The following is a 26,540-nucleotide window of genomic DNA, read 5'->3' as shown; positions in this document are numbered from 1 at the left end:
AGCGACGGACTGTAGCACGGCACTAGAATGAACGCTCTATCCAATAGAATGCGGAGTCATGAAGACCAAGGAGCGCATCGTCCGCTCGACCGCCCGCCTGATGCAGCGGCAGGGGTACGCGGCCACGGGCCTCAAGCAGATCTCCCAGGAGGCCGAGGCCACGCTCGGCTCGGTCTACCACTTCTTCCCCGGAGGCAAGAGCGAACTGGCGATCGCGGCCCTGCGGCACGGCGGCCAGGAGTTCGCCGGCATGCTGCGGGAAGCGCTGGAGCGCGAGGACGACCCGGCCGTGGCGATCGCCGCCTGCGCCGACGAACTGGCGGAGGGGCTGCGCGCCTCCCAATGGCTGGACGGCTGCCCCATCGTCATCACCGCGCTGGAGAGCACCGGCAGGGCACCCGAGATCCAGCGGGCCGCGGAGGAGGAGTTCGCCGCCTGGCGGGAGCTGGTCGGCGGCAAGCTGCGCCGTAGCGGCTTCCCCGAGGACGTCGCCCACGAGCTCGCGCACACGGTGATCAGCACGCTGGAGGGGGCCGAGATGGCCGCGCAGGTCGCCGAGAGCGAGGAGCCGCTGCGCATCGCGGGCCGCCACCTGGCCCGGCTCATCGCGTCCTACCGCTGAGAGCTCATCGGCGGGTTCGTGGCGGTGGGACCGCCCGCCGCTGGCTATCCTGTGGCACGTCGAGCCAGGTACGGCTCCCCACCACGAGCCCACCGGGAGGCGGCGACCGTGACAGCCGCCCAGCGCCGGAGCACATGGCCGGCGACGACGGTGGCGGCGCACGTGGTCCTGGCTCTCCTGACAGTGATCGTCCTGGCGGCCGCCCGGTACTTCGGCGCGGACCTGTGGCAGATCCTCGCCGCGGCGGGCGCCGCCGTCCTGCTCCATGGGGGAGCGGTGGAGGCCCGCCGGCGGCCGTGGGCGGGGTATGCGATCGGCGCGCTGGGCATGCTCGTCCTGGTGCTGCTGCCCTTCCCGGGCTGGTCACCGGTCATGCTGCCCTCGGCCGTGTTCTTCCCCCTGACGTTGTGGCGGCTGACCGGCCAGGTTCCGGTCAGGTCCTCGGTGCTCGCGTTGGCCGTCGCCGCGCTCGGGATCGTTCTCAACGAGCTGGTGGCGTGGTCCCGGCTGCCCTCTGGCGTTCCCGGGTGGACGCGCCTGTCCGAGGGCGGGCTGCTGATGCTCGTGGTCGGCGGTGTGTGGCTCGCGGCCCTTCTGGTACGCCGCAGGCACGAGTCACGCCGCCGAGCCGAGAGCGAACGGCTGGCCGCGGCGGTCGCGGACGAACGGGCCAGCATCCGCCGCGACCTGCACGACGTCATCGCCCACACGGTCACCGTCATGGTCGCCCGGATCGAGGCAGCGGCGGTGACGACGGCGGATCCGGCGACCCGCAGCGAGCTCGGCGACATCGCCGAGGCCGGCCGGGACGCCCACCAGGGCCTGCGGGCGATGCTGGCCACCTTGGGCCCGGCCACCGCGGCGCCGCGCGGGCAGGCCCCGATCTCGCTCGACGCCCTCCCCGACCTCGTGGCCTCTGCGGCGAGCCCGCTCCACGCGGTGACGTTCGCCGAGGCGGGCGAGCGACGGCCGCTGAGCCTGAGCGCCGAGGTCGCGGCGGTCCGTACCGTGCAGGAGGGCATCACCAACGCGCTGCGCCACCTTGAACCACCGGTCAAGGTGACCGTTCACCTGCGCTGGAGCCCGGCCGAGGTGACGGTGGAGGTGCGCGACGACGGCGGCAGGGCGCGTCGCGACACCGGCGGCCAGGGGACCGGCCTGCTGGGGATCGAGGAACGTGTGCGTACCGCCGGCGGCACCCTGTCGATCGGCGCCGGGGACGACGGATGGGTGCTGCGGGCGCGGCTCCCCACGAAGGAGGGGGTATGACGGGGATCCGCGTCATGCTCGTCGACGACCAGGAGTTGCTGCGGGCCTCGCTCCGCACGGTGCTGTCGGCCGACGAGCGCATCGAGGTCACCAACGACGTCGGGAACGGCGCCGAAGCGATCGAGGTCGTCCGGCGCCACCGCCTCGACGTGGTGCTGATGGACATCCGCATGCCCCGCATGGACGGGGTCGCCGCCACCGCGGAGATCGTCAGGATCGCACCGGAGACCCGGGTGCTCATGCTGACGACGTTCGACGACGACGAACTGGTCGTGGCCGCCATCCGGGTCGGCGCGAGCGGCTACCTGACCAAGGACGTCCGCCCCGCCGCCCTGGCCCAGGCCGTGTGCGACGTCGCCTCCGGGACGTCGGCGCTGGCCCCGGGGGTGGCCGCGACGATCCTCGATCTCGTACGGCAGGTGCCGATGCGAAGGGCGAAGGCTCTGGCCGGCCTCACCCCGCGCGAGGTCGAGATCTTCGGCCTGCTGGCCCGCGGCAGGTCCAACAGCGAGATCTGCGCGGAACTGGTGCTGAGCGAGAACACCGTGAAGTCCCACGTCCGCGCCGTCCTGCAGAAACTGGACCTGCGCGACCGCGTGCACGCGGTGATCCACGCCTACGAGAACGGGCTCGTCGCCCGCCACGAATTCCATCCTGAAGGGCGGCACGGGATTCACCCCTCGGGGTGAGGCCCGCCGGAGGCGCCCGATCTAGGTTCGACGTCGTGCGTTTTCCTCGGGTGTCCTCCATGCTCGCCTTCTGCGGTGTGCTCGTCGCCGTGCTGCTCGGCTGGACGGCACCGGCCCACGCCACCGCCGAACGGCTGGTCGACGACTACCGCTCGGTCTACGGCACGCCGGGCGTCGCCGCGGCCGTGATCGACGGGTCGTCGGTCGAGACGATCGTCCGCGGCAGGGACGGGGACGGCAACGCGGTGTCGGCGCGGACCCGGTTCCGGATCGCGTCGATGAGCAAGTCGATGACGGCCGCCGCGATCATGCTGCTGGCCGACGACGACCGCCTCTCCCTGAACGACCCGGTCGTCAAGCTCCTGCCCGGCTTCACGATGGCCGACCCGCGCTTCACCGGGATCACCGTGCGTCAGCTCCTCAGCCACACCTCGGGGCTGTCGAACAGCACGAACAACGAGTACGTGTTCCCTCCGCCGCGTAGCCCGCGGGAGATCGTGTCCAGGCTGGCCGGCAAGCGGCTGGCCGCCGATCCGGGCACCCGCCCGGAGTACCACAACACCAACTACTCGATCGCGGCGAGGATCGTCGAGGTGGTGTCGGGCAGGTCCTTCGGCTCCTTCCTGCACGCCGAGCTGTTCACGCCGCTGGGCATGACCGCCACCAGCTCGACGCTGGGGTGTTCCGATGCCGCCGAGGGGCTGCCGTCCGCGTACCAGGTCGTGCTGGGGGTCGCCGTCGCGGCGCCGGAGATGCCGGGGACGTGCGCCGGCAACGGCGGGGTGATCTCGACCCTGGACGACATGGTGCGCTGGGTCCGGTTCAACCAGGGAACCTTCGGGGCCGGCCTGCTGAGCGCCGCCTCCCTGGCCGAGCTGCACACCGTCCAGCCGAAGGCCGGCCACTACGCCCTCGGCTGGCAGTCGCGCCCCGTCGCGGCAGGCGCCCCGCCGTCGGTGATCGGCCACGGCGGAACGCTGGCCACGTGGACCGGGGACATGGTCTTCTCGCCCAAGACCGGCAAGGCCGCCCTCGTCCTCACCAACAGCGCCGGCGATCCCGGCGTGCTCTCGGCCAACCTTCTCGCCGAACGGATCGGGGCCCCGGCGACGCCGATGAGCAACCCGCTGACCGTCGTGAACGCCGTCTTGCTCGGGCTCACGGTGGTGATGGCCGCGCTGCTGATCACCGCGATCGTCCGGGCGCGCCGCTGGGCCTCGCGCCGCCGCCTGGCGCGCCGGCCGTTGCTGGTCCTGCGGCTCGTGCCCCTCGCCCTGGTGATCGTGGCGGGCGCGCTGCTGCCGATGCTGGTCTGGGGGGCGGTCAACCTCCAGTACTGGATCGTCACCGTCTGGCTGCTGCCGTTGCTGGCGATCTTCGGCCTGGTCTGCTGCGTGCTCGGGGCGGTCGCGCTCGGCCGCCGCCTCCTGCGCTACCGCCGCGCCGTTCGGGCGGCCTCCTCAGCGGTACGGCCGGCGATGGCGAACACCTGACCGGAGCCTAGAGCCCGTCGTCGGCGTCCCAGTGGTTCTGCCAGCGCGGGTCGACGACCTCGGTGGCCGACTGGTAGCGGATGTCGGTGGACAGGCGGACCATTCCCGCCGGGTCGACGTTGTCCAGGGAGGCGTGGATGAGGTGCGCGCCGTGCACCATCATGTCGCCGGCCCGGAAGCCGGTGACGAGCCAGCGGGCGTCGTACTCCTCGGCCAGCGCGGGCAGGTCCGCGGTGATCGAGGCGGCGGGACGCCGGAGCGTGCCCGCGGCCTCCTCGGCGAGGACGCGGTGGTGACTGCCCTCCAGATAGATGAGCGGCCCGCGCTCGACGGGGCAGTCACCGAGCGGAATCCACGACGACAGCACCTTGTCGGTGCCCTCGCGCAGGTAGACCAGGTCGTAGTGGGCCTGGGTGGCGGTGCCGACACCCGTCTCGCCCGGTCCGATGTGCCGGATCAGCTTCCTGCGGTGCAGGTGCACCTCCTCGGTGTCCAGCAGCCACCGGTAGAAGCCGGCGATCCGGGGGTGGCGGCACAACGCCTCGTACTCGGCGCCGGGGACGATGTCGCGAAACAGCACGCGGCGCATCGCCGCGCGGTCGAGCTCGCCGCGGCCGGCCCTGCCGAGCCGGGGGTCGCTGCCCGGCTCGGTGACGCCCGTCCCCTCCAGGGCCGCGAAGTAGTAGCGGCGGAACTCCAGGATCTCCGCACGGTCGAGGAAACCCGGCAGGAACAGGTAGCCGTCGCGGGCCAGCCGGTGCCGCAACGCGGCCCGGTCGTGGCGTTCGGCGGGGCGGACGGGCTCGAGCCGGCCGAGCCGCCGCGGGCTCGGATCGAGCCGGTGGCCGTTGGAGGTCAGGACATCTGTCGATACCGGTGCGGTCGCGGTGCGGAACATGACCCCATGTTCAGGGCACGGGCGGCCGCCATGGTATGCAGTGTTTCCGGATCCGTTTGCACTTTTGTCGGGAGGTGGGTGGGAGTGCCGGAGCAGATCGCCCACTACCGGACCCCGCCCGAGGGCGTCAGAGCCCTCGGCCTGGCCGTCACCGGAGCCGGCACCATCCTGGGCCAGGGCCGGCCCCGGCCCCGGCAGGCGCTGACGGGGTACGCCGGGGTCCTGGTCACGGCGGGCACCGGGCATCTCGTCCTGCACGACCGCCCCGGACGGCACCGGGTCGGGCCCGGCACCTTCTTCTGGCTCCCACCCGGAGTCCGGCACACGTACGGGCCCTCGGGCGGGACCTGGGACGAGCACTGGGTGCTGTTCGAAGGACCGGGCGCCGGCGGCTACGAGAACCTCGGCTACCTCGGCGGGGGAGTGGCGGCCGTGGAGGTGGCCGATCCCGCCGCGGTGGAGGCGGCGATGGCCCGGCTGGTCGAGCTGGCCGGACGGGCCACCACCCTGCCCGACCACGTCGAACTCGGCGCGGCGCTCCACACGGTGATCCACGCCGTCGGCCCGGGACGCGGGCTCCCGGCGGACCGGGCGCCCGCCTCGCCGCTGGGCCACCGGGCGATCGCGCTGCTCACCGCCGATCTGGAGCGCCCGGTGCGGATCGGCGAGGTGGCCCGGGAACTGGCCGTTTCGCGTGACACGCTGATCGCGGCGGTCCGCGCCGTCACCGGGGACACCCCGATCGGCTACCTCACCCGGCACCGCCTGGACCGTGCGAAGGTGATGCTCGCCGACACCGACCTGCCCGTGGGCGCCATCGCCCGCAGGGTCGGGTACGCCGGCCACGCCTACTTCACCCGCGTGTTCACCCAGCGGGCGGGAATGTCACCGACGGCCTTCCGCGAGCAGGCCTTCCGTGAGCAGTCCCCGCCGGAGGACGCCCGCCCCCGGCCGGCCTGACGGTACGCCGATGCCGCATGGACCCACGCCTCGGCTCGCACCTCCCACGGGCCGCCCCCTCTGACACCCCGGCGATGCCGAGCGTTGAGGAACCGGCGGCAAGGACAAGGGCCGCCGCCGCGTGATGCGGCGACGGCCCGGGAAGAGCGCTCACGCGGCGAGCACGCTCTCCTCGTAGGAGCGGCGGACCGCCTGCGGCTGCGGGGCCGGACGGGTGAGCAGGGCCTCGGCCAGGTTCGCCTTGATCATCGCCGCGATCCGCACGGCCGCCGGGAGCGTCAGCGCGAACAGCAGGCCGGCCGCGGTGTTGAAGGCGACGAAGACGCCGTCGCCGTCACCCAGCCCGAGCAGCGCCGGCAGGCCGCCGTCGAGCCCGGGGATCTTGGCCAGCGCCCAGCCGTAGATCGGGAAGGTCAGCCCGGCGATCGCGCCGGTCCACCACACGGCCGTCAGGACGAAAGAGACGATCGCGAACGGCAGCGCCACGATCGCGTGCAGCAGGTCGAGGAAGGCCTGGCCGTTCGCGATCGGGGTCATCGTGCGGCGGAACCAGCCCGCGCCCGCCGGGGCGGCCGGGTACTCGGGCCGAGCCAACGGCCGGCCGACGACGCCGGGCAGGGCGGCCCGCTCGGCGTCGGCGAACTTCCTGGCCAGGAACGCGGTCGCGGCGAGCACCGGGAGGCCGACGAAGGCCACGGCGCCGCCCAGACCTGCCGCCACACCCACGACGACCAGGACGAAGGCGATGACGGTGACCGGGAAGCCGGTCAGGACATAGCGGGTGTCGGTGGTGATGCGGTGCTGGAGGGTTCTCATGGCAAAGACGCTACGGAGCGGGCGGGGGCGCGACGACCCTGCGTACCGGCGTCGTGGGGGTAGGGCTGTCCCTACCCTTGGCAAAGTTCATTAGATAGCTGTACTATCTAATGAAACGCTATCCACGTGGAGGGGTCATGTTTCTCACCGTCATCGTGCTCGTGGTCGCCGTGCTGGGATTCCGCCTGCTGGGGGCGCTCGGAGTGGGCAGGTTCGCGTCGTGGCCGGTCTGCGCGGCGCACGGGATGGCCGTGCTGCTCGTGGTCACCGCGAGCGCGCACTTCGTGCCCGCGGGTTCGCCGCTGCCGATGCCCGGACACGCCGACATGGTGGCGATGGTGCCGCCGTTCGTCCCGTTCCCGAGCGCCGTCGTCTACCTGACCGGGGTGCTGGAACTGCTCGGGGCCGCCGGGCTCGTGCTCGCCCGTACCCGCTGGGCGGCCGGGTTCGCGCTCGCGGCGCTGTTCGTGGCGATGTTCCCGGCCAACGTCCACGCAGCGCTGGCGGGGGTCTCGTTCGCCGGTGACGAGGCCACGCCGCTGTGGTTCCGCACGCCCGAGCAGGTGCTGTTCATCGCGGTCGCCCTCTGGGCGACCAGGGGTGCCGACCGCACGCTCCTGCCCGTCGCGCGCCGCCGTCCCGTCGCCGGATGAGGTACGGCTCAGCCGCCGGCCCCACCAACTGAGGACGGCTCAGCCGCCCGCCCCGGCGGCGAGGCGGCGTAGCACCTGGGCCCGTGCCCCGGCGTCGCGAACCTGGTCACGGGCGGCGAGGTGGCCGGCCACCCGCTCCCGGAGCTCGGCCGGCTTGTGGCTGTCGTACTTGAACTTCGCCCGCGCCTCGACGACCTCCAGCCGCAGGCCGCGGATGGCCGAGAGCATCTTGTGGTACGGCCCCTCGGTCGCCGACATCGTGCCGTGGCCGCCGCCGGGCTGGTGGTGGGCGAGCTGGCGGCGCAGGATCTCGGCCTTGTCCTCCCGCCCGTCCAGGATCTCGGCCCGGCAGATGAGCTGGACGGCGGCGTAGTAGCTGGTCGGCACGCCGTCCACGGGGGCGCGCCAGGTGGAGGGGATGTAGGCGTAGTCGTCGGCGACGGTCAGCGTCACCTGCGGGTCGGCCTCCAGCGCCGCCCAGATCGGGTTCGGCCTGGCCAGGTGCAGGCGTACCTCCCGCCCGCCGTCGAACAGGAAGTGCGAGGGGACGACCACCGGCGGCCCGCCGTCCACCCCGTTGGCCGCCAGCAGGCCGAAGTCGCGCCCGCGCAGCCACTCGTGCCACTCGTCCTCGCCGCGGGCGGCGTCCCAAGGATGGATCAGCATCTTGAAAATCCCTTTGTACTAATACAAAATAGACTTTGTGCTAGTAAGCTACACGTTTGCCGGCGGGACGGCCAGCGAGATCGCCGCCGGCATCGAGGCGGCCGTGGCCGAGGGCGCGCTCGCGCCCGGCGCGGCCCTCCCGACGGTGCGTGAGCTCGCCGCCAGGACCGGCGTCAACGCCAACACCGCCGCCGCCGCCTACCGCCTCCTGCGCGAGCGCGGCATCGTGGAGACCGCCGGCCGCCGCGGCTCGCGCGTCCGGCCCCGCCCGGCCAGCACCGCCCGCGAGGACATCCGCATCCACGTCCCGCCCGGCGTCCGCGACCTGTCGCGCGGCAACCCCGACCCCGCGCTGCTGCCCGACCTCACCGAGGCCCTGGCCGCCGCCGCCCGCGCCCACGCCGCCGGCCCCGCCCTGTACGGCACCGCCGACCTCCCCGACCTCGTGGCCCACGCCGCCGCGGCCTTCGAAGCCGACGGCATCCGCGACGCCGCCCGCCCGGCCGTCACCTCGGGCACGCTGGACGCGGTGGAGCGCGTGCTGACCATGCGCCTGCGGCCGGGCGACGCCGTGGCCGTGGAGGACCCCGGCTGGTCGCCCGCCCTCGACCTCGTCACCGCCCTGGGCCTGCGCCCGGTCCCGGTGCCGGTCGACGACGACGGCCCCGGCGCCGCCGGGCTGGAGCGCGCCCTGGCCGCGGGCGTACGGGCGGTCATCGTCACCGCCCGCGCCCAGAACCCCACCGGAGCCGCCATATCGGCCGGGCGCGCCGCCGCCCTGCGCCCCCTCCTGGCGGCGTACCCGCAGGTCCTGCTCATCGAGGACGACCACGCCGCGGGACTGGCGAACCTGCCCATCCACACGCTGACCGGGACCACCGCCCACTGGATCCTGACCCGCTCCACCGCCAAGTCCCACGGCCCCGACCTGCGCCTGGCCGTCGTCACCGGCGACGCCCAGACGGTCGACCGCCTGCGCGGCCGCCAGCGGCTGGCCGCGGGCTGGGTCAGCCACCTCCTGCAGCGCACCGTCGCCCACCTCTGGCAGACCGGCGCCGTCTCCACCCCGAGGGTCGCGGCCGCCTACACCGCGCGCCGCCAGGCCCTCATCACCGCCCTGGCCGGGTACGGCATCCCCGCACACGGCCGCAGCGGCCTCAACGTCTGGATCCCCGTCGCCGACGAGACCACCGCCATCACCGGCCTGCTCGCCCGCGGCTGGGCCGCCGCCCCCGGGGCCCGCAACCGCCTCGCCACCCCGCCCGCGATCCGCGTCACGGTGGCCTCGCTGGCGCCGGAGGAGATCCCCACCGTGGCGTCCGCCCTCGCCGCCGCCGTCCAACCCACCATACAGGGCCGTTACGGCTGAGCTGCCCTCCCCCGGCCACGCAGGGGGGCCTTATGGCTGAGCCGTCCTACCCGCCACGCAGGGCCGTTACGCCTGACGCCCCGGCTCAGCCGAGCAGGTCGTGGACCGGTTCGCCGCCGATCACGGTGGCCAGTACCGCGATGTCCCTGATGGTCTGCGGCGCCACCGCCAGCAGGTCGTCGGACAGGACCGCGAAGTCGGCCAGCTTGCCCCGCGTCAGGGTCCCCTTGAGGTGCTCGTCGAAGACCGCGTACGCCGAGCCCGAGGTGTAGGCGCGCAGGGCCTGCTCCGCGGTCAGCGCCTCGCCCGGGTTGAACGGCCGCCCGCCCGAGGTCCGCTGGTTGACCAGGTCGTGGATGCCCAGCAGCGGCGCCCCCTCGACCACGGGGCAGTCGGAGCTGCCCGGCAGCACGATCCCGGCCTCCAGGAACGAACGCTGCCGGTAGCACCCGGCCGACCGCTCAGGTCCCAGGGCGGCGAGCATTCCGTCGCCGATCTCCGAGATGAACCGCCCCTGCGGCACCGGGATGACGCCGAGCGCGGCGATCCTGGCCACCTGCGCGGGGCTGGTGACTGCGCAGTGCTCGATGCGGTGGCGGGCGTCGGCCCTGGGCCAGCGCGACTGGGCCTCGGCGTAGGCGTCCAGGACCACGTCGACGGCGCGGTCGCCGATGGCGTGCGCGGCCACCTGCCACCCGGCCCGGTGGGCGCGCAGGATGAACGTGTGCAGCGCCTCGGCCTCCTCCTGCAGGAAGCCGCGGTTGCCCGGCTCGCCGGCGTAGTCGCAGCACATGGCGGCGGTACGCCCGATCAGCGAGCCGTCGGAGAAGACCTTCACCGGCCCCAGGCGCAGCCGCTCGTCGCCCAGACCGGGACCGATGCCGAGATCGAGGCCGAAACCGTCGCCGACCTCGTGCAGGTTGGGCGAGCCCGGCATCAGGACGGCGCGCTGGAGCAGCAGCCCGCGGCGCCGCGCCTCCTGGAACGCGGCCACGTCGAGCGGGCCGTTCCCGGCCAGCCCCCTGCCGACGCCGGGCTCGGCGAAGCTGGTCAGCCCCTCCGCCGCCGCGACCCGCGAGGCCAGGCCGATGCCCTCCACGAACTCCTCCTGCGCCACCGGCCGCAGCACCCGGTGCGCCAGGTCCTGCGCCTGCTCGGTCAGCAGCCCGTCGGGCCGGCCGTCCGGGCCGCGGCCGACCGAACCGCCGGGCACGTCCGGTACGTCCAGGCCGGGAAAGCCCATCAGCGCGAACGCGGCGGTGCTGGCCACGCCCATGTGGCCGGAGTTGTGCTGCAGCCAGACGGGCCGCCCGCCGGCCGCGCGGTCGAGCGCCTCGCGCTCCGGGTGCGCGCCGAGCTTGTTCTGGTCGTAGCCCGCGCCGCGTACCCACGCCTCCCGCGGCAGCTCGGCCGCGCGCGCGGCCACGAGCGCGTAGAGCTCGTCGAGCGTGCCGACCCGCAGGTCCAGCTCGCGCAGCCGCTGGCCGCGCATGCTGAGGTGGTGGTGGGCGTCGTTGAACCCGGGTACGGCGGGCCGCCCGCCCAGATCCACCACCCGCTCGGCGGTGAGCCCGTCGAGTTCCTCGTCCAGCCCGGCGATCCGGCCGCCGAACACGCCGAGCCGGGAGGCCGACGGCCGGTCGGGATCCAGCGTGGTGAACCGGCCGTTGACGTAGAGCGCGTCGAGGCGCATCACACCTCCACAGGAGAAGGAGCCGGGCGGCCGGCCGAGCGGCGGCTCAGGGCAAGCACGCAGGCCATGGTGAGCAGGATGACGACCAGGTACTGGCCGACGACCGCCCAGATCGTCCCGGTCGAGCTGAGCAGCGCCTGGGCGATCATGGGCGTGGTGCCGCCGATCAGCGCCCCGCACAGCTGGTAGGCCAGCGAGATGCCGGTGTAGCGGACCCGGGCGGGGAAGGCGTCGGCCAGGAAGCCGGCCAGCGCGGCGTAGGAGGAACCGCTGAAGACGACGCTGAGCGCGAGGCCGATCGTGGCCCACGCCGGCGAGCCGGTGCCGACCATCAGGAACGTGACCGGCGTGCACACGATCAGCGCGGTGAACGCGATCAGCATGTACTTGGCCGCGCCCATCCGCTGGCCGAGTACCGCGCCGATCGGCTGGGTGACGAACTGGGTGACCGAGACGATCAGCAGCACGTTGAGCATGGTGCTCTTGGTGATGCCCAGGTCGGTGGTGGCCCAGGACAGGATGAAGGTGTTGGTGAAGTAGGCGGAGGCGATGCCGACGCCGCTGGCGCCGATGCCGAGCAGGACGAGCGGCCACGACGTGCGGAAGACCTCGGCGACGGGGAGCTTCACGACCTCGCGCTTCTCGCGCATCCGCACGAACTCCGGCGACTCCTCCACCCGCAGCCGGATGACCAGGCCGACGATGACCAGGACGGCCGACATCAGGAACGGGATACGCCAGCCGTAGGACAGGAAGGCGTCCTCCGGCATGAGGCTGACCAGGGCGAACACGCCGGTGGCCAGGATGGATCCGGCGGGGGAGCCCTGCTGGGCGAAGGCGGCGTAGAAGATGCGCTTCGGACCGGCGTGCTCGGCGGCGATGAGGACGGCGCCGCCCCACTCACCGCCGACGGCGATGCCCTGCACGAAGCGGAGCGTGGCCAGCAGGATCGGGGCCAGGATGCCGATGGAGGCGTAGGTGGGCAGCACGCCGACCAGCGTGGTGGCACCGCCCATGAGCAGCAGCGTCGCGACGAGCGTGCCCTTGCGGCCGATCCGGTCGCCGAGGTGGCCGAAGATCACGCCGCCCAGCGGCCTGGCCAGGAAACCCACCCAGAACGTGGCGAAGGACGCCATCACTCCCGCGGTCGGGCTGGCCTCGGGGAAGAACAGCCTGCCGAAGACCAGCGCGGCGGCGGTGCCGTAGATGTAGAAGTCGTACCACTCGATGGAGGTTCCGACGAAGGACGCGATTCCGGCGCCACGGGGATTGCTCATGAGGGGGGTTCCTAGGCGAAGTGGTGGAGTTGGGCCAGCGGCACCTGGGTGGCGGGGTCCATGCTCACCTCGGCGCCGTCCACGAGGACGGGTCCGGGCTCGCGGGGCACCACCACCGACGGCGTCGCGATATTTCGGTACATGTCGGCGCGGGTGAGGCCGCGCGCGTTCTTGACCGCCGCGTACCGGAGCCCGCGGGGGAGCGCGTCCCTGGTGTCGGCGGCGTCGAGGGCGTCGTGGGCGACGAAGATCCGCGACAGCCGCGCGGGCGCGTCGCCGAGGCCGCCGAAGTAGTCGCGGTACACGCGGGGCTGGGTCAGCCGCGTGGAGCCGGACCCGCTGCCGGACACCCCATGGGCGACAAATCCGGACTTGATGACCAGCTCCGGCTTCGCCCCGAACCACGCCGGATGCCACAGCACGATGTCGGCCAGCCGCCCCGGCAGCAGCGTGCCCACCTCGTGCGCCATCCCGTGGGCCAGCGCCGGATTCACCGTCAGCTTGGCCAGATACCGCAAAATCCGCTCATTGGCACTCCGCGACCCCCCGCCGCGCCCGCCCGCCGGCCCCCCGCCGCGCCCGCCCACCGGCCCGCCGCCGGGCCCGGCGGCGCCGATCGCCGCGAGCTCGCGCAGTTCGTGCAGGTGGGCGAGCTGCCAGGTACGGCGCACCGTTTCGGCCACGCGGCCCATGCCCATCGAGTCGGAGTTCACGATGCTGATCGCGCCCAGGTCGTGCAGGACGTTCTCGGCCGCGATGCCGTGCGCGCGCACCCGGCTCCTGGTCACCTCGACGTCGCTGCCGATGTGGTGGTTCTGCCGGTGCACGGTCATCGTCATCGGGAACAGCTCGCCGACCGTGTTCGTCGTGTACGGGATCGTCGGCGTCGTCGAGGACGGCAGCACGTGCGGCTCGCTGAGGATCTCCAGCAGGTCGGGATGCCCGCCACCCCCCTCCACGTGGTACGCGTGCACGGTCCGCCCGCGCGTCGCCGAGATCGTGTCGGCCAGGTACCCCGACTCGTTCATCGAGTCGGAGTGCAGCGCCACCGGCAGGTCGGCGTCCTCGGCTACCCCGAGACAGGTGTCGATGATGCGCGGCGTCGCCCCGAAGTCCTCGTGGATCTTGAAGCCTCCGGCGCCCGCCAGCACCGCCTCCTCCAGAAGCTGCCGCGAGCTGGAGGAGCCGCGGGCCAGGAAGGCGACGTTCAGCGCGGTCCCGCGCCAGGCGGACATGAGCATGTGCAGGTTGCGCGCCGGGTTCACGCCGACGTCCCACACCCCGCCGAGCCCCATGCCGACCACGGTCGTGACGCCCGAGGCCAGCGCCGCCGGGGCGATCTGGGGAGAGGACAGGTGCACGTGCGAGTCCACGATGCCCGGCGTCGCGATCAGGCCCTCGCCCGGCACGATCGCGGTGTGCGAGTCGATGATCGCACCCTGGAACGGCACGACCCGCCCGTCCTTGACCCCGATGTGCGTCTTGCGCACCCCGAGCACCGGGTCGATCAGCACCACCCCGGCCACGACCAGGTCCAGCGCCGACTCCCGGTCGCCGCGCGGGCGGGCCAGCAGGCCGTCGCGCAGCGTCTTGCCGCAGCCGCCGAGCAGTTCGTCGCCGTGCGGCACGTCGTCGTGCTCGACCTCGGCCCACAGGCTCGTGTCGCCCAGGCGGATCCGGTCGCCGGTGGTGGGGCCGTAGATCGCGTTGTAGGTCTCGCGGTCGATTCCGGGTGTGGTCATGACTCGATCACCTCCACGTCGACGCTCTCGCCGGGGCGGAACGCGGTAGCCGTACCGGCTGGGATGTCCAGGCGCAGGCCGGATGGGTCGCGGTCGAAGGTCAGCGCCGCGTTGACCTCCCCGAGCGGGAAGTGCGACGAGACGAAGACCGTGCGCGCGCCCTCGTTGGTCACCCGCAGCCTGGCGCGCGGGCGGCCGGGGTTGATCGCGACGGGCTCGGCGGCGGTCCGCACCGCGCCGGGTCCGCCCTCGCGGGCCGGGCCGATGGGGGCGTCGACGGCGACCAGCGCGGTGCCGTTCGGGAAGAGCGCCTCGACCTGGACGTGCGTGACGAGCGCGGCCACACCGTCCATGACCTCGCCCTCGTCCAGTACGGCCTTCGCCCCGGCGATGACCTCCTCCAGGGACAGGCCGTCCCAGGCGAGCTCCAGGATCTCGTCGCAGATGAGGGCGATGGACTCGGGCGCGTTGAGCGGGCGGCCGCGGGCACGGCGGCGGCGGGCGAGCTCCGCGAGCGTGAAGATGGTGAGCCGCTCCTGCTCACGAGGCGTCAGATGCACGTGCTTCCTCCCTTGCGGCCACCGTAAGCCCAGGTCACGGAGGTGGCCAACGGTGATACGGCGCGTAAACAACGCGTTAGATTGTGCATATGACCAACGATGTCGTCTCGCGGCTGGCCACGCGATGCCTGAGCGGCTACGACGACCTCATCGACGCCTGGCTGCCCGAGGTGATGGCCATCGAGCCCTACGCGCGCGGGCTCGTGCCGCCCGAGGAGGTGCGGGCGGGGGCGCGGGTGGGGTTCGCGCTGATCCTGCGCGTGCTGGCCGACGGGCGTACGCCGGAGGAGCTCGCGCCGCATTCGGAGGGCATGGGCGAGCGCCGGGCGGGGCAGGGCGTGCCCCTGGAGTCGCTGCTGGCCGCGGCGCGGCTGGACGCGAAGGTGCTGTGGCACGGCCTCATCGCCCAGGCCGAACCGGACGACCTGCCCGGCCTGCTGATCTCGGCGAACCTGGTATGGGAGGCGGTCGAGCAGCACAACACCGGCCTCATGACCGGCTACCAGCGGGCGGTGCTGGAGATGGGCCGCCAGCGCGAGGACCAGCGGCGCACGTGGTTCGCCCGGCTGCTGGACAACGACGGCCGCAACCCCGACGTGGTGCGCGACGCCGGACGGGTCCTCGGCTTCGACACCTCGGCCGCGTTCGTCGCCGTCGTCACCGACGGCAGCACGGGCCCGCTCCGCTCCGGCTCCGCGCCGTCGTCATCGCTCGCCGACCCCGCCGCGGGCGCCTCGCTCCGGGCGGCGGTCTCCACGCTGAGCTCGCTCGGCCTGCGCCTGCACCGCCACGACGCGCCGACCGGCGACATCCTCGTCGTCCAGCTTCCGGCCCGCGCGGGCGGGGCGGAACGCGTGGTGCTCGACGCGCTGGCGGGCGTCCCCTGTGGCGTCTCGCCCGAGGTGGCGGGCCTGGCGAGAATCCCCCACGCCGTACGGCTGGCCGCCGCGACCGCCCGCGCCTCGGCGCCGGAGGGCGGCCCGGTCCGCCTGGAGGACAGCTGGCTGGAGGTCTTCACCGCCCACAACCCCGAGCTGTCGGCCGAACTGGCCGCCCGGGTCCTCGGCCCTCTCTACGCGGTGGGCGCGGCCGAGCGGGAACGGCTCCTGGAGACGGTCCGCGTGCACCTGGCGGGCGACGGGGCGATCGCCGCCACCGCCGCCGCCCTGTACTGCCACCGCAACACCATCCAGCACCGTTTCGCCCGCTTCAAGGACCTGACCGGCCGCGACGTCCGCGCCCCCGAGGACGCCGCGGTGATCGCGCTGGCCCTGCGCGCGGCCACGTTCTGACCTACTCGGTGACCGTCCTGGCCGGGGCCGGGTCCAGGTGGTCGGCGGTGCGGCGCAGGGTGCGGGCCAGCCGGGCCCTGACGCGTTCGACGTCTCGGCCGGGCTGTCGCGGGGCGTCGGGCAGCGCGGTGCGAAGGCCGTCCTCATACCCCATCGCCGTCTGGTGGGCGAGCACTTGCATGGCATCCATGTTGCCTCCTTAATCCATTAAGAGCTTAACTGATTAAGAAGCCGTTCGCTAGGGTGTGTGGATGACCGAGCGAGTGACCCTGCAGACGATCGCGGACCGCGTGGGCGTCTCGCGCGCCACGGTCTCGTACGCCTTCTCCCGCCCGGACCAGCTCAGCGCCGAGTTGCGCGAGCGCATCCTGCGGGTGGCCGACGAGCTCGGGTACGCCGGCCCCAACCCGACCGCGCGATCCCTGAGACTCGGCAGGGCGGGGGCGCTGGGCCTGATCTTCACCGAGACGCTGCCCTACGCCTTCGCCGACCCATACGCGATCGGCTTCCTGCAGGGGCTGGCGGTCGCGGCCGAGGAGGCCGCGGTCGGGCTGCTCATCCTGCAGCAGCCGCGCGGCGTCGAACGTACCGAGCTGGTGCGCGACGCCGTGGTGGACGCCTTCTGCGTGTTCTCGCTGCCCGACGGGCACGCGGCGCTCGACGCCGTGCTGGCCAGGCGGCTGCCGACGGTGATGGTGGACGAGCCGTTCGTGGAGGGCGTGCCGTTCGTGGGAATCGACGAACTGGCGGCGGCCGGATCCGCCGCGCGGCATCTGCTCGACCTCGGGCACCGGCGGGTCGGGCTGGCCGTCGTCGGGCTCCACCAGGACGGCCGCCACGGCTGGGCCGACATCGAGCGGCAGGAGAGCGCGGTCTTCCAGGCCATGCGCAACCGGGTCCTCGGCTACCGCGCCGCCTTCGAGGCCGGGGGAGTCGACTGGGCCGACGTGCCGGTCTACGAGGTGGTGGGCAACGAGCGCGAGGCGGGCCGCGAGGCCGGCCGGGCGCTGCTGGCCCGCTCACCCCGGCCCACGGCGGTGCTGTGCAACACCGACGTGCTGGCGCTCGGCGTGCTGGACGCGGCGGCGGAGGCGGGCCTGAAGGTGCCCGGCGAGCTGTCGGTGGTCGGCTTCTCCGACAGCGCCGCGGAGGAGGCGGACCTCACGTCGGTCAGGCAGCACAGCCAGCTCGCCGGCCAGACCGCGGGCCGGTTGCTCCTGTCGGGCGACCCGCGGCCCGAGCGGCTGCTGCTCCCGCACGAACTGCACGTCAGGAACAGCACCGCCGCGGCCCCGGCCTAGCTCGGGGCGTCGCGCAGGTCCTTGAGCGCCTGGATGTCGATGCGGTACTCCGGCGGCTTGCCCGGCGTCTCGATGCAGACCGGGACCCCGGCCACGATGTCGTGCCGGAAAAGCTCGCCGAAGGCGGCCAGCCCGATCTCGCCCTGGCCGATCTTCTCGTGGCGGTCCTTCTTGGAGCCGCAGACGTCCTTGGAGTCGTTGGCGTGGACCAGCTTCAACCGGCCCGGCGCGATCTTGTGCAGCGCGTCGAGGGTCTCGGTGACGCCGCCCTCCTTGGCCAGGTCGTGCCCGGCGGCGAAGGCGTGGCAGGTGTCGAAGCAGATGCCCGCCTTCGGATGCCAGTCGAGCGCCGCGAGGTAGGGCTCCAGGTCCTGGACCGTCGCGCACAACATCGCGCCCTGCCCGGCCATCGGCTCCAGCAGCAGGTCGGGGCCGCCGTCGGGGATCTCCTCCAGGAGCGGCAGCAGGTGCTCGTGCAACTGCGCCATCGCGGCCTCGCGCGGCTGCGTGACCGCCGAGCCGGTGTGCACGACCACGCCCTTGGCGCCCGTCTCGACCCCGCGCCGCAGCGTGTAGCGGGTCAGCTCGACGGAGTTGGCGAGCGTGTCGGGGTTGGGCGAGCCGAAGTTGACCAGGTAGGGGATGTGGATGAAGCTCTCCACTCCCGACTCGGCGAGCTTGGCGTCCTCGTCGGGCTTGCGCTCGGTCAGCGCCCACGAGCGCGGGTTGGTGACGAAGACCTGCATCATCTCGGCGCCGATGTCGGCCATGAACTTCAGGCCGCCGGTGGCCAGGCCGCCCGCGACGGAGACGTGCCCGCCGATGAGTGAAGTGGGAGTCATGATGGCGTCCAGTCTATCGCCGCGCTCCGTCCGTCTCCGTCGCCATGACCTCTCTTTACCCGCCTAGCCCAGCCGCAGCGCCAGGAAGAAGTCCACCCGGTCCTCCAGCCGCGACAGGTCGCGCCCGGTGAGGTCCTGGATGCGCTGGATGCGGTAGCGCAGCGTGTTGACGTGCACGTGGAGCAGCTCGGCGCACTTGGTCCACGACCCCGAGCACAGCAGGAACGCCTCCAGCGTGCGCACCAGGTCGGCCCGGTGCACCTGGTCGTAGGAGCGCAGCGGGTCCAGCAGCCGCACCCGGAACATGTGCCGCACGTCGTCGGGCACCGACGCCAGCAGCAGCACGTGCGTGGCCAGCTCGTCGTGGCCCACGACCGCGTCGGGCTCGGCCCTGCCCTCGGCCATCCGGCGCGCGTAACGGGCCTCCTCGACCGCGCCGCGCAGGCCCTCCACCTGCGCCTGGCCGCTCACCCCGACCTTGAGCCTGCTGCCGCCCAGCCCCGGTGCCAGCGCGTGTACGGCGTCGCGTACCCGGCCGGTGACGTCCTCGCCGGTCGCCGGCACGAGGGCGATCGTCTCGTCCTCGACGACGCCGATGACGGGGCGCAGGCCGTACAGGATCTCCTTGACGACCGCCCGCAGCTCGCCGGGGCGCAGACTGCCCCCTGCCGCGGCGGCGACGGCGACGTAACCGGCCGCGTCGGCCAGGCCGGTCACCTGCAGGCGCGGCAGGATGTCGCTGGGCCGTCCGTCGGTCAGCACGAGCCGGACCAGTTCCTGGCCGATGCGGCCCTCGGGGCTGAGCCGGTCGTCCAGCCGCATGCGCTCCAGCGCGGCGACGGCCGCCAGCTCCGCGGCCAGCGCGAGCCGTTCCTCCGGCCAGTCGTCCATGGAACCCTCGAAGGCCACGAACCAGTCGGCCACCCGCGAGGTGGTCTGCTCGTCCACGGGGAAGATCGTGTAGCCGCCGCGTACGCACGGCAGCCGCTTGGCCGTCAGGAACGCCCTGGCCAGCATGGCCGTGTCGGATGGCGGCTCGGCGCCGGCCACGGTACGGCCGGAGGCGGTCAGCACCCAGCCGCGCATGCCGAGGTCGCGCCCGATCATCTCCATCACGGGGTCGAGCCCGGCGCCGGAGACGAGCTGGCGGTGCCGGTCGAGCACGGCCTTGACGTCGGAGGCCCGCGCGCCCGACAGCCGGCGCACGATGTGCTCGGTCACCTCGGCGAACCCGAGCGCCTGCGGCACGTGGAACAACGGCACCCGGTGCCTCTCGCACGCGGCCACCAGGTCGGCGGGCAGGTCGCCGGAGGCCGCCTCGCAGGCGCCCAGCCCCGAGACGCCGGCGGCGGCCAGCGCGGCCACGAACGTCTCGCTGTCGGCGGGGGAGTTGCGCCAGATGAGGCCGGTCAGGACGAGTTCGCCGCCGCTCAGGTAGCGGCCCGGGTGGAGCAGGTCGGTGGTGACGACCCAGCGCAGCGGCCGGTCGAGTTCGTCGTGTCCGACCACGGTCGACAGACCCAGCTCCGGCATCTCCAGCAGCGCGTTGAGTCGCATGCACGGACAGTACCCGCGGGTGCGGGCTCCAAGAACTTGGAGCATGACACGAAAAGTCCTGACCAACCCCTGGAGCAGTTCGGAGTTCTTGCGGATGGACCGGGCACGAGAGCCCTGTGTGTACTTCTGACATGCCGAACCTGCAGACCGTGTCCGGGCTGGCCGACTTCAACGCCCTCGGCCCGGCCGACGCCGAGCGCGAGCTGATGGCCTGCTGCGCCTCGCCCGCCTTCGCCAGGACTGTGGCCGCGCTCCGGCCCCACCGGGACCTGGCCCAGCTCACCGCCACCGCCGACACCGCGGTGCGCGCGCTGGAGTGGCCCGAGATCCTGGAGGCGCTCGGCGCCCACCCGAGGATCGGGGAGCGCACCACGGAGGCGTGGTCCCGTCAGGAGCAGGCCGGAGTCGGTGACGACGTGCTGGCCGAGCTCGCGCGGGGCAACCGGGACTACGAGGACAGGTTCGGCCACGTGTACCTGATCTGCGCGACCGGCCTGAGCGGCCGCCAGATGCTGGACCGCCTCAACGAGCGCCTGCTCAACGACGAGGAGACCGAGCGCCGCGTGGTCCGCGACGAGCTCGCCAAGATCACCCGGCTGCGCATGGCGAAGCTGGTGGGCGTGGCATGAGCTTCTCCACCCACATCCTGAACGCCGCGACGGGCCGCCCCGCCGCGGGAGTCCCCGTACGGCTGGAGCGGGACGGCGAGGTCGTGGCCGAGGGCCGCACCGACGACGACGGCCGGATCAAGGGCTGGAACCCCGGCCGGGGCGTGCACCGCGTCGTCTTCGACACCGGCGCGCTGACCTCCTTCTACCCCGAGGTGGTCATCACGTTCGCCGTCGAGGACCCGGATCAGCACTACCACGTGCCGCTGCTGCTCAGCCCGTTCGCGTACTCCACCTATCGAGGGAGCTAGATGCCTGTCATTCTCGGGCCCAACCGCTACGGAAAGGCGGAGACCAGGGTCGTCCGGGTCGTGCGCGACGGCGGTGTCCATCACATCAAGGACATCAACGTCAGCTCGGCCCTGTCCGGCGACATGGCCGATGTCCACCTGACCGGCAGCAACGCGGCCGTTCTCCCCACTGACACGCAGAAGAACACCGCGTTCGCCTTCGCCAGGAAGCACGGCGTCGACCAGATCGAGGACTTCGCCCTCCTGCTGGCCAGGCACTACGTCGGCAGCCAGCCCACGATCGGCCACGCCCGCGTGGAGATCGAGGAGTACGCCTGGCGGCGCATCCCGGTCTCCGGAGAACACCGGCACTCCTTCGTCCGCGACGGCCAGGAGGTGCGCACCTGCGTGGTCCACCACGACAGGGACGGCCGCACCACCGTCGTGTCCGGCCTGAAGGACCTCGTGGTTCTCAACTCGACCGGCTCGGAGTTCCACGGCTACATCGAGGACGAGTACACGACGCTGCAACCCACCACCGACCGCATCCTCGCGACCGCGGTCTCCGCCCAGTGGCGCCACACCGGCGAGACCTCCTCCTTCGGCAAGTCCTACGACGAGGTACGGCGCTGCCTGCTCGAAGCCTTCGCCGAGACCCACAGCCTCTCCCTCCAGCAGACCCTCTACGCCATGGGCAGGCGGGTGCTCGACGCCCGCGAGGAGGTCTGCGAGATCAGGTTCGCGATGCCGAACAAGCACCACTTCCTCGTGGACCTAGCGCCGTTCGGGCTCGACAACGACAACGAGGTCTACTACGCGGCCGACCGGCCCTACGGGCTGATCGAGGGCGCCGTCCTGCGGGACGACGCTCCTGAGGCCGCCTTCGCCTGGGAGTGACTGACTGATGGAGTTCTTGCGGCCCACCACGTGGGCGGAGGCGCTGGCCGCCAAGGCGGACCAGCCGGAGGCCGTGCCCATCCAGGGCGGCACCGACGTGATGGTGGAGATCAACTTCGACGTGCACAGGCCGCCGGCGCTGCTCGACCTCAACCAGGTGGGCGAGCTGGCCACCTGGTCGCGGGAGGGCGACACCTACCGGGTCGGGGCGGGCCTGCCGTACGTGAAGATCATTGAGGAGCTCGGCGGGGTGCTGCCCGGGCTCGCGCAGGCCTCGCGGACGGTCGGCTCGCCGCAGATCCGCAATCGCGGCACCGTCGGCGGCAACCTCGGGGCGGCCTCGCCCGCGGGCGACAGCCATCCGCCGCTGCTGGCGGCCGGGGCGGTCGTCGAGGTGGAGTCGCGGGCGCGCGGCGTGCGGATGATCCCGGCGCACGAGTTCTACCTGGGCGTCAAGCGCAGCGCGCTGGAGCCGGACGAGCTGATCAGGGCGGTGCGGGTCGAGGCCGCGGGCGGTCCGCAGTACTTCTCCAAGGTCGGCACCCGCAACGCCATGGTCATCGCGGTCTGCTCGTTCTCGGTCGCGCTGCACCCCGGCGAGCGCCGGGTCGGGACCGGGATCGGCTCGGCCGCCCCCACCCCGCGCCGCGCCCTTGAGGCCGAGGAGTTCCTGGCGAACGAACTCGACTGGGACACCCGCCTCGACACCGCGGTGCTCAGGCGCTTCGGCGAGCTGTGCTCCCGTGCCGCCTCGCCGATCGACGACGTGCGCGGCACCGCCGACTACCGCAGGCACGCCATCGCCGTGATGGCCCGCCGCACGCTCACCTGGGCGTGGAACGACTACCGGAAAGTGAGGGCCGCCTGATGAGGGTCTCCTTCACCGTCAACGGCCGCGAAGAGTCCGTCGACGACGTGTGGGCCGGAGAGAGCCTGCTGTACGTGCTGCGCGAGCGGGTGGGGCTGCCCGGCTCCAAGAACGCCTGCGAGCAGGGCGAATGCGGCTCCTGCACCGTCTACCTGGACGGTACGCCGGTCTGCGCCTGCCTGGTCGCCGCGGGACAGGCCGAGGGCCGCCAGGTCCGCACGGTCGAGGGCCTGGCCGACGGCGACCGCCTCGACCCCGTGCAGGAGGCGTTCGTCGAGTGCGGCGCCGTCCAGTGCGGATTCTGCACACCAGGGCTGATCGTGCAGGCGCACGACCTCATCGGCAGAGTGCCCGATCCGTCCGACGCGGAGATCCGCGAGGCGCTCGCGGGCAACCTGTGCCGCTGCACGGGCTACGAGAAGATCCTCGACGCGGTACGGCTGGCCGCGTCGCGAAAGGCCGCCACCCCATGATCATCGAGAACGTCTACATCGCGCCGGTCACCGGCCCGGAGATCCCGTCCGGATATATCAGGATCGAGGGAGACCGGATCACGGAGGTCGGCTCCGGCGCCGTCCAGGCGAACCCGGGCGAGACCCGCATCGACGGCACCGGCTGCCTGGCCACGCCCGGCCTGGTCAACACCCACCACCACCTCTACCAGTGGGCCTCGCAGGGCCTGGCCCAGGACGCCACCCTGTTCGAGTGGCTGGTCGCCAGCTACCAGGTGTGGGCCGCCATGGACGCCGAGGTCGTCAAGGGCGCCGCCGCCGCCGGGCTCGGCTACCTGGCGCTGTCGGGCTGCACGCTCTCCAGCGACCACCACTACGTCTTCCCGAAGGGCCGCGGCGACCTGTTCGCCGCCGAGATCGAGGCCGCACGGGAGCTCGGCATCCGCTTCCACCCCGCCCGCGGCTCCATGGACCGCGGTCAGTCGCAGGGCGGCCTGCCGCCGGACGTGGTGGTCGAGGACCGCGACACCGTCCTGGCCGCCACCTCCGAGGCCATCGACGCCTACCACGACCCGTCGTTCTCCTCGAAGCTGCGCGTCGCGGTCGCGCCCTGCTCGCCGTTCTCGGTCACCGCCGAGCTGATGACCGACGCCGCCGAGCTGGCCAGGGCCAAGGGCGTACGCCTGCACACCCACCTGGCCGAGACGCTCGACGAGGACGAGCACTGCGTCGAGGCGTTCGGCGTGCGGCCGGTCGACTACATGGAGAAGCTCGGCTGGCTCGGCCCCGACGTGTGGTTCGCCCACACCGTGCACCTGAGCGACGCCGACATCGACAAGTTCGCCGCCACCGGCACCGGCGCCGCCCACTGCCCCTCCTCCAACGGCCGCCTCGGCGCCGGGATCGCCCGCGTCTCCGAGATGCTGCGGCGCGGGGCCAACGTCGGGCTCGGCGTCGACGGCAACGCCTCCTCCGAGCTGACCACGCTGTCCGGCGAGATGCGCCAGGCGCTGCTGTTCCAGCGCGCCGCGCACGGGCCCACCGCGCTCACCGCCCGCCAGGCGCTGGAGATGGCCACCATGGGCGGCGCGCGCAACCTCGGCCGCGCCGGCGAACTGGGCTCGCTGGAGGCGGGCAAGCTCGCCGACATCGCGCTGTGGCGCGTCGACGGCGCCTTCGCCGGCGCCGTCCAGGACCCCGTCTGCCAGCTCGTGTTCGCCACCCGGCAGCCGCCGCTGGCCCGCCTGCTCGTCGGCGGCGAGAGCGTCGTCGAGAACGACGAGTTGAAGACCGTGGACCAGGACGCGTCGGGACGCGCGGGCGCCGAGGCGCACCGCCGCCTGATGCGGCTGGCGCGGGAGCAGGGATTCTCCGTCGCCAAGGAGGTACACACGTGACACTCCCGCTGCGCGCGCCGCACGAGATCGCCGCCCCCGGCATCGGGGGAGTGGGCGAGAGCACGTTGCGGCCCGACGGGACGCTCAAGGTCAAGGGCGAGTTCGCCTACGCCTCGGACCTGTGGGCGGAGGGGATGCTGTGGGGCGCGACGCTCCGCAGTCCCCATCCGCGCGCCCGCATCGTCTCGATCGACGTCGCCGCCGCCCTCGCCCATCCGGGGGTGCGCGCCGTACTCACGCATGAGGACGTGCCCGGCCGCAAGCACTACGGGCTCGACCTCACCTGGGACCAGCCCGTGCTGGCCATCGGCGAGGTACGCCACCAGGGCGAGGCGATCGCGCTCGTCGCGGCCGACCACCCCGAGACCGCCCGCCGCGCGCTCGACAAGATCGCGATCGAGTGGGAGATCCTGGAGCCGCTGACCGACGCCAGGCGGGCCGCCTTCGACCCTTCCTACCCGCAGGTGCAGGACCGGCCGAACCCGGCCCGCCACCAGCCGGTCAGGGTCGGCGACGTCGAGGCCGTGCGCGCCGCCGCCGAGGTCGTGGTCACCGGCACCTACGAGGTCGGCATCCAGGATCAGGCCTTCCTCGGCCCCGAATCCGGCCTCGCGGTGCCCGCCGAGGACGGCGGCGTCGAGCTGTACGTCGCCACCCAGTGGATGCACAACGACCTCAAGCAGATCGGCCCCTGCCTCGGCCTGCCCGAGGAGCGCATCCGGATGACGCTGTCCGGGGTCGGCGGCGCGTTCGGCGGGCGCGAGGACCTGTCCATGCAGATCCACGCCGCCATGCTCGCCCTGCACACCGGCGCGCCGGTCAAGATGATGTACAACCGGCACGAGTCGTTCTTCGGCCACGTGCACCGGCATCCGGCCCAGATGCGCTACGAGTACGGCGCTTCCAGGGACGGCAAGATCCTCTACGCCGACGTGGAGATCGTCCTGGACGGCGGCGCGTACACCTCTGCCACGCTCAACGTCGTGGGCAACGCCGCTTCGCTCGGCGTCGGCCCCTACGAGATCCCGAACGTCAAGATCGACGCTTATGGCGTCTACACCAACAACCCGCCCTGCGGGGCGATGCGGGGGTTCGGCGCGGTTCAGGCGTGTTTCGCCTACGAGTCCATGATGGACAAGCTGGGTGAAGCCTGCGGGATCGACCCGGTGACCATCAGGCGAACAAACGCCGCCTCCCAAGGGTCCGCGCTGGCCACCGGGCAGATCATCCACGCGCCGCTGCCCATGAAGGACATGCTCGCTCAGGCCCGCGACCTGCCCATGCCCCCTCCGCTCGACAGCTCCGACATCCGCAACCTGCCCGGCGGCGCCTCCCAGACCACCCACGGAGAAGGGGTACGGCGCGGCGTCGGCTACGGCGTCGGCCTCAAGAACATCTGCTTCTCCGAGGGCTTCGACGACTACTCCACCGCCCGGGTGCGCCTGGAGGTCATCGGCGGGGCCGCGACCGCGCTGGTGCACACGGCCGCCGCGGAGGTCGGTCAGGGGCTGGTGACCATCGAGGCCCAGATCGCTCGCACCGAGCTGGGAATCGAGAACGTGGTCATCCATCCGGCCGACAACCAGGTGGGCAGCGCGGGGTCGTCGTCGGCGTCGCGGCAGTCGTACATGACGGGCGGCTCGGTCCAGGCGGCCTGCTGGGCCGTACGCGATCGCCTGCTCGCCCTGGTAGACGGGTTCTATGACGATTTGTCGCTCGTCGGGGGAAAAATCATCTCAGCCTCGCGAGGGGTGATCGCGACCATCGAGGACGTGCTGGGTGACCAGGTCATCGAGGAGACCCGCGAGTACCACCACCACCCCACCACCGGCATGGACCCGGTCACCGGACAGGGCGACACCCACACCCAGGTCGCGCTCTGTGTGCACCGGGCCGTCGTCGACGTCGACGTCGAGCTCGGCCTGGTGAAGGTGGTCGAACTGGCCGCCATCCAGGACGTCGGCAAGATCCTCAACCGCCTCTCCCTGGAAGGCCAGATCCACGGCGGCACCGCCCAGGGCCTCGGCCTCGCCGTGATGGAGGAGATCGTGGTCAGCGACGGCAAGGTACGCAACCCGTCCTTCACCGACTACCTCATCCCCACCATCCTCGACATGCCGCCCATGCGGCTGGAAATCCTCGAGAACGCCGACCCGCGTGCCCCATACGGGCTGCGTGGCGCCGGAGAGCCACCCACGCTCTCCTCCACCCCGGCCATCGTCGCGGCCATCCGCGACGCCACGGGGCTCGCACTCCACCGAGTGCCTGTGCGTCCGGAGCACATCACGGGATGAACCACTCCGGGTGAGTTGATCAACAGGGGCAGCCC

General features: G+C 72.7%; 26 protein-coding genes. 16 read left to right on the top strand and 10 right to left on the bottom strand.

All coding sequences use genetic code 11. From position 1 onward, the window contains the following. Positions 1-58 precede the first annotated feature (58 nt). The 4 genes from ACFWY5_RS09650 (at position 59) to ACFWY5_RS09635 (ending at position 4,073) form a co-directional block, all read left to right on the top strand. On the top strand, positions 59-622 hold the full coding sequence (locus ACFWY5_RS09650; protein WP_379611705.1) for a TetR/AcrR family transcriptional regulator: 564 nt from the start codon (positions 59-61) through the stop codon (positions 620-622). Between the two features lie 108 nt (positions 623-730). Further along, the gene (locus tag ACFWY5_RS09645) at positions 731-1,891 is read left to right on the top strand and encodes a sensor histidine kinase (RefSeq protein ID WP_379631067.1); all 1,161 of its coding nucleotides are present in this window, start codon (positions 731-733) and stop codon (positions 1,889-1,891) included. Beyond that, positions 1,888-2,580, top strand: a complete 693-nt coding sequence (locus ACFWY5_RS09640; protein ID WP_379631065.1) for a response regulator — start codon at positions 1,888-1,890, stop codon at positions 2,578-2,580. Before ACFWY5_RS09645 ends, ACFWY5_RS09640 begins: the two co-directional genes overlap by 4 nt. 35 nt (positions 2,581-2,615) lie before the next feature. After that, the gene (locus ACFWY5_RS09635; protein WP_379611708.1) at positions 2,616-4,073 is read left to right on the top strand and encodes a serine hydrolase domain-containing protein; all 1,458 of its coding nucleotides are present in this window, start codon (positions 2,616-2,618) and stop codon (positions 4,071-4,073) included. A 7-nt stretch (positions 4,074-4,080) separates the two neighbouring features. Here the strand turns inward: ACFWY5_RS09635 and ACFWY5_RS09630 are convergent, their stop codons facing one another. Further along, complete coding sequence (locus tag ACFWY5_RS09630; RefSeq protein ID WP_379631063.1) at positions 4,081-4,971, bottom strand: phytanoyl-CoA dioxygenase family protein; 891 nt, start codon at positions 4,969-4,971, stop codon at positions 4,081-4,083. Positions 4,972-5,055: 84 nt separating this feature from the next. Here ACFWY5_RS09630 and ACFWY5_RS09625 point away from each other — a divergent pair, with 84 nt between their 5' ends. Continuing rightward, positions 5,056-5,931 carry an AraC family transcriptional regulator gene (locus ACFWY5_RS09625; RefSeq protein WP_379611710.1) on the top strand — a complete coding sequence of 292 codons (876 nt, stop codon included), beginning with the start codon at positions 5,056-5,058 and terminating at the stop codon, positions 5,929-5,931. A gap of 150 nt (positions 5,932-6,081) precedes the next feature. Here ACFWY5_RS09625 and ACFWY5_RS09620 read toward each other — a convergent pair whose 3' ends face one another. Continuing rightward, positions 6,082-6,747, bottom strand: coding sequence for a sensor domain-containing protein (locus ACFWY5_RS09620; protein WP_379611711.1), 666 nt, complete (start codon positions 6,745-6,747; stop codon positions 6,082-6,084). Between the two features lie 137 nt (positions 6,748-6,884). Here ACFWY5_RS09620 and ACFWY5_RS09615 point away from each other — a divergent pair, with 137 nt between their 5' ends. Continuing rightward, positions 6,885-7,400: a hypothetical protein gene (locus tag ACFWY5_RS09615; RefSeq protein WP_379631061.1), complete on the top strand. Its 516-nt coding sequence runs from the start codon at positions 6,885-6,887 to the stop codon at positions 7,398-7,400. 39 nt (positions 7,401-7,439) lie between these two features. On the opposite strand, the gene ACFWY5_RS09610 is transcribed toward ACFWY5_RS09615, so the two are convergent. Then, positions 7,440-8,066: an FMN-binding negative transcriptional regulator gene (locus ACFWY5_RS09610; protein WP_379611715.1), complete on the bottom strand. Its 627-nt coding sequence runs from the start codon at positions 8,064-8,066 to the stop codon at positions 7,440-7,442. A 37-nt stretch (positions 8,067-8,103) separates the two neighbouring features. Here ACFWY5_RS09610 and ACFWY5_RS09605 point away from each other — a divergent pair, with 37 nt between their 5' ends. Continuing rightward, a complete protein-coding gene (locus ACFWY5_RS09605) occupies positions 8,104-9,435 on the top strand; it encodes an aminotransferase class I/II-fold pyridoxal phosphate-dependent enzyme (RefSeq protein WP_379611716.1) in 1,332 nt (443 codons plus the stop codon). A gap of 85 nt (positions 9,436-9,520) precedes the next feature. Here ACFWY5_RS09605 and ACFWY5_RS09600 read toward each other — a convergent pair whose 3' ends face one another. The 4 genes from ACFWY5_RS09600 to ureA are packed head-to-tail and all read right to left on the bottom strand — an operon-like array spanning position 9,521 to position 14,707. Next, positions 9,521-11,128: an amidohydrolase gene (locus ACFWY5_RS09600; RefSeq protein ID WP_379631059.1), complete on the bottom strand. Its 1,608-nt coding sequence runs from the start codon at positions 11,126-11,128 to the stop codon at positions 9,521-9,523. Then, complete coding sequence (locus ACFWY5_RS09595) at positions 11,128-12,405, bottom strand: MFS transporter (RefSeq protein ID WP_379611718.1); 1,278 nt, start codon at positions 12,403-12,405, stop codon at positions 11,128-11,130. The genes ACFWY5_RS09600 and ACFWY5_RS09595 overlap by 1 nt, the downstream gene beginning before the upstream one ends. An 11-nt stretch (positions 12,406-12,416) precedes the next feature. Continuing rightward, positions 12,417-14,147 carry an urease subunit alpha gene (locus ACFWY5_RS09590; protein WP_379631057.1) on the bottom strand — a complete coding sequence of 577 codons (1,731 nt, stop codon included), beginning with the start codon at positions 14,145-14,147 and terminating at the stop codon, positions 12,417-12,419. Beyond that, positions 14,144-14,707, bottom strand: coding sequence for an urease subunit gamma (gene ureA, locus ACFWY5_RS09585; protein ID WP_379631055.1), 564 nt, complete (start codon positions 14,705-14,707; stop codon positions 14,144-14,146). Before ureA ends, ACFWY5_RS09590 begins: the two co-directional genes overlap by 4 nt. An 89-nt stretch (positions 14,708-14,796) precedes the next feature. Here ureA and ACFWY5_RS09580 point away from each other — a divergent pair, with 89 nt between their 5' ends. Then, entirely contained in the window at positions 14,797-15,999 is a 1,203-nt protein-coding gene (locus tag ACFWY5_RS09580) for a PucR family transcriptional regulator (RefSeq protein ID WP_379631053.1), read from the top strand. A 1-nt stretch (position 16,000) separates the two neighbouring features. On the opposite strand, the gene ACFWY5_RS09575 is transcribed toward ACFWY5_RS09580, so the two are convergent. Continuing rightward, positions 16,001-16,189, bottom strand: coding sequence for a hypothetical protein (locus ACFWY5_RS09575; protein ID WP_379611723.1), 189 nt, complete (start codon positions 16,187-16,189; stop codon positions 16,001-16,003). 61 nt (positions 16,190-16,250) lie between these two features. Here ACFWY5_RS09575 and ACFWY5_RS09570 point away from each other — a divergent pair, with 61 nt between their 5' ends. Next, positions 16,251-17,300 carry a LacI family DNA-binding transcriptional regulator gene (locus ACFWY5_RS09570; protein ID WP_379631051.1) on the top strand — a complete coding sequence of 350 codons (1,050 nt, stop codon included), beginning with the start codon at positions 16,251-16,253 and terminating at the stop codon, positions 17,298-17,300. On the opposite strand, the gene ACFWY5_RS09565 is transcribed toward ACFWY5_RS09570, so the two are convergent. Next, on the bottom strand, positions 17,297-18,142 hold the full coding sequence (locus ACFWY5_RS09565) for a deoxyribonuclease IV (RefSeq protein WP_379611725.1): 846 nt from the start codon (positions 18,140-18,142) through the stop codon (positions 17,297-17,299). The genes ACFWY5_RS09570 and ACFWY5_RS09565 overlap by 4 nt on opposite strands. Before the next feature lie 63 nt (positions 18,143-18,205). Further along, the gene (locus ACFWY5_RS09560; RefSeq protein WP_379611726.1) at positions 18,206-19,699 is read right to left on the bottom strand and encodes a PucR family transcriptional regulator; all 1,494 of its coding nucleotides are present in this window, start codon (positions 19,697-19,699) and stop codon (positions 18,206-18,208) included. Between the two features lie 131 nt (positions 19,700-19,830). Between ACFWY5_RS09560 and uraD the strand changes: the two genes are divergently transcribed. Genes uraD through pucD form a run of 7 tightly spaced genes read left to right on the top strand, consistent with a single transcriptional unit; the run spans position 19,831 to position 26,505 of the window. Next, positions 19,831-20,328, top strand: coding sequence for a 2-oxo-4-hydroxy-4-carboxy-5-ureidoimidazoline decarboxylase (uraD, locus tag ACFWY5_RS09555; protein ID WP_379611727.1), 498 nt, complete (start codon positions 19,831-19,833; stop codon positions 20,326-20,328). Further along, positions 20,325-20,618, top strand: coding sequence for a hydroxyisourate hydrolase (gene uraH, locus ACFWY5_RS09550; RefSeq protein ID WP_379611728.1), 294 nt, complete (start codon positions 20,325-20,327; stop codon positions 20,616-20,618). The genes uraD and uraH overlap by 4 nt, the downstream gene beginning before the upstream one ends. After that, positions 20,619-21,494: a factor-independent urate hydroxylase gene (gene pucL / locus ACFWY5_RS09545; protein WP_379631049.1), complete on the top strand. Its 876-nt coding sequence runs from the start codon at positions 20,619-20,621 to the stop codon at positions 21,492-21,494. It abuts the gene before it with no gap. A gap of 7 nt (positions 21,495-21,501) precedes the next feature. Next, positions 21,502-22,362 carry an FAD binding domain-containing protein gene (locus tag ACFWY5_RS09540; RefSeq protein ID WP_379631047.1) on the top strand — a complete coding sequence of 287 codons (861 nt, stop codon included), beginning with the start codon at positions 21,502-21,504 and terminating at the stop codon, positions 22,360-22,362. Beyond that, the gene (locus tag ACFWY5_RS09535) at positions 22,362-22,835 is read left to right on the top strand and encodes a (2Fe-2S)-binding protein (protein WP_379631045.1); all 474 of its coding nucleotides are present in this window, start codon (positions 22,362-22,364) and stop codon (positions 22,833-22,835) included. Before ACFWY5_RS09540 ends, ACFWY5_RS09535 begins: the two co-directional genes overlap by 1 nt. Next, positions 22,832-24,211, top strand: coding sequence for an 8-oxoguanine deaminase (locus tag ACFWY5_RS09530; protein ID WP_379621512.1), 1,380 nt, complete (start codon positions 22,832-22,834; stop codon positions 24,209-24,211). The genes ACFWY5_RS09535 and ACFWY5_RS09530 overlap by 4 nt, the downstream gene beginning before the upstream one ends. Beyond that, positions 24,208-26,505: a xanthine dehydrogenase subunit D gene (pucD, locus tag ACFWY5_RS09525; RefSeq protein WP_379631043.1), complete on the top strand. Its 2,298-nt coding sequence runs from the start codon at positions 24,208-24,210 to the stop codon at positions 26,503-26,505. The genes ACFWY5_RS09530 and pucD overlap by 4 nt, the downstream gene beginning before the upstream one ends. The last annotated feature ends 35 nt before the right edge of the window (positions 26,506-26,540 follow it).

This window comes from Nonomuraea sp. NPDC059007 (assembly GCF_042740555.1).
GTDB lineage: Bacteria > Actinomycetota > Actinomycetes > Streptosporangiales > Streptosporangiaceae > Nonomuraea.
Note: the sequence above shows the minus strand (reverse complement) of the source record. Positions and strands in the feature narration are given on the sequence as shown.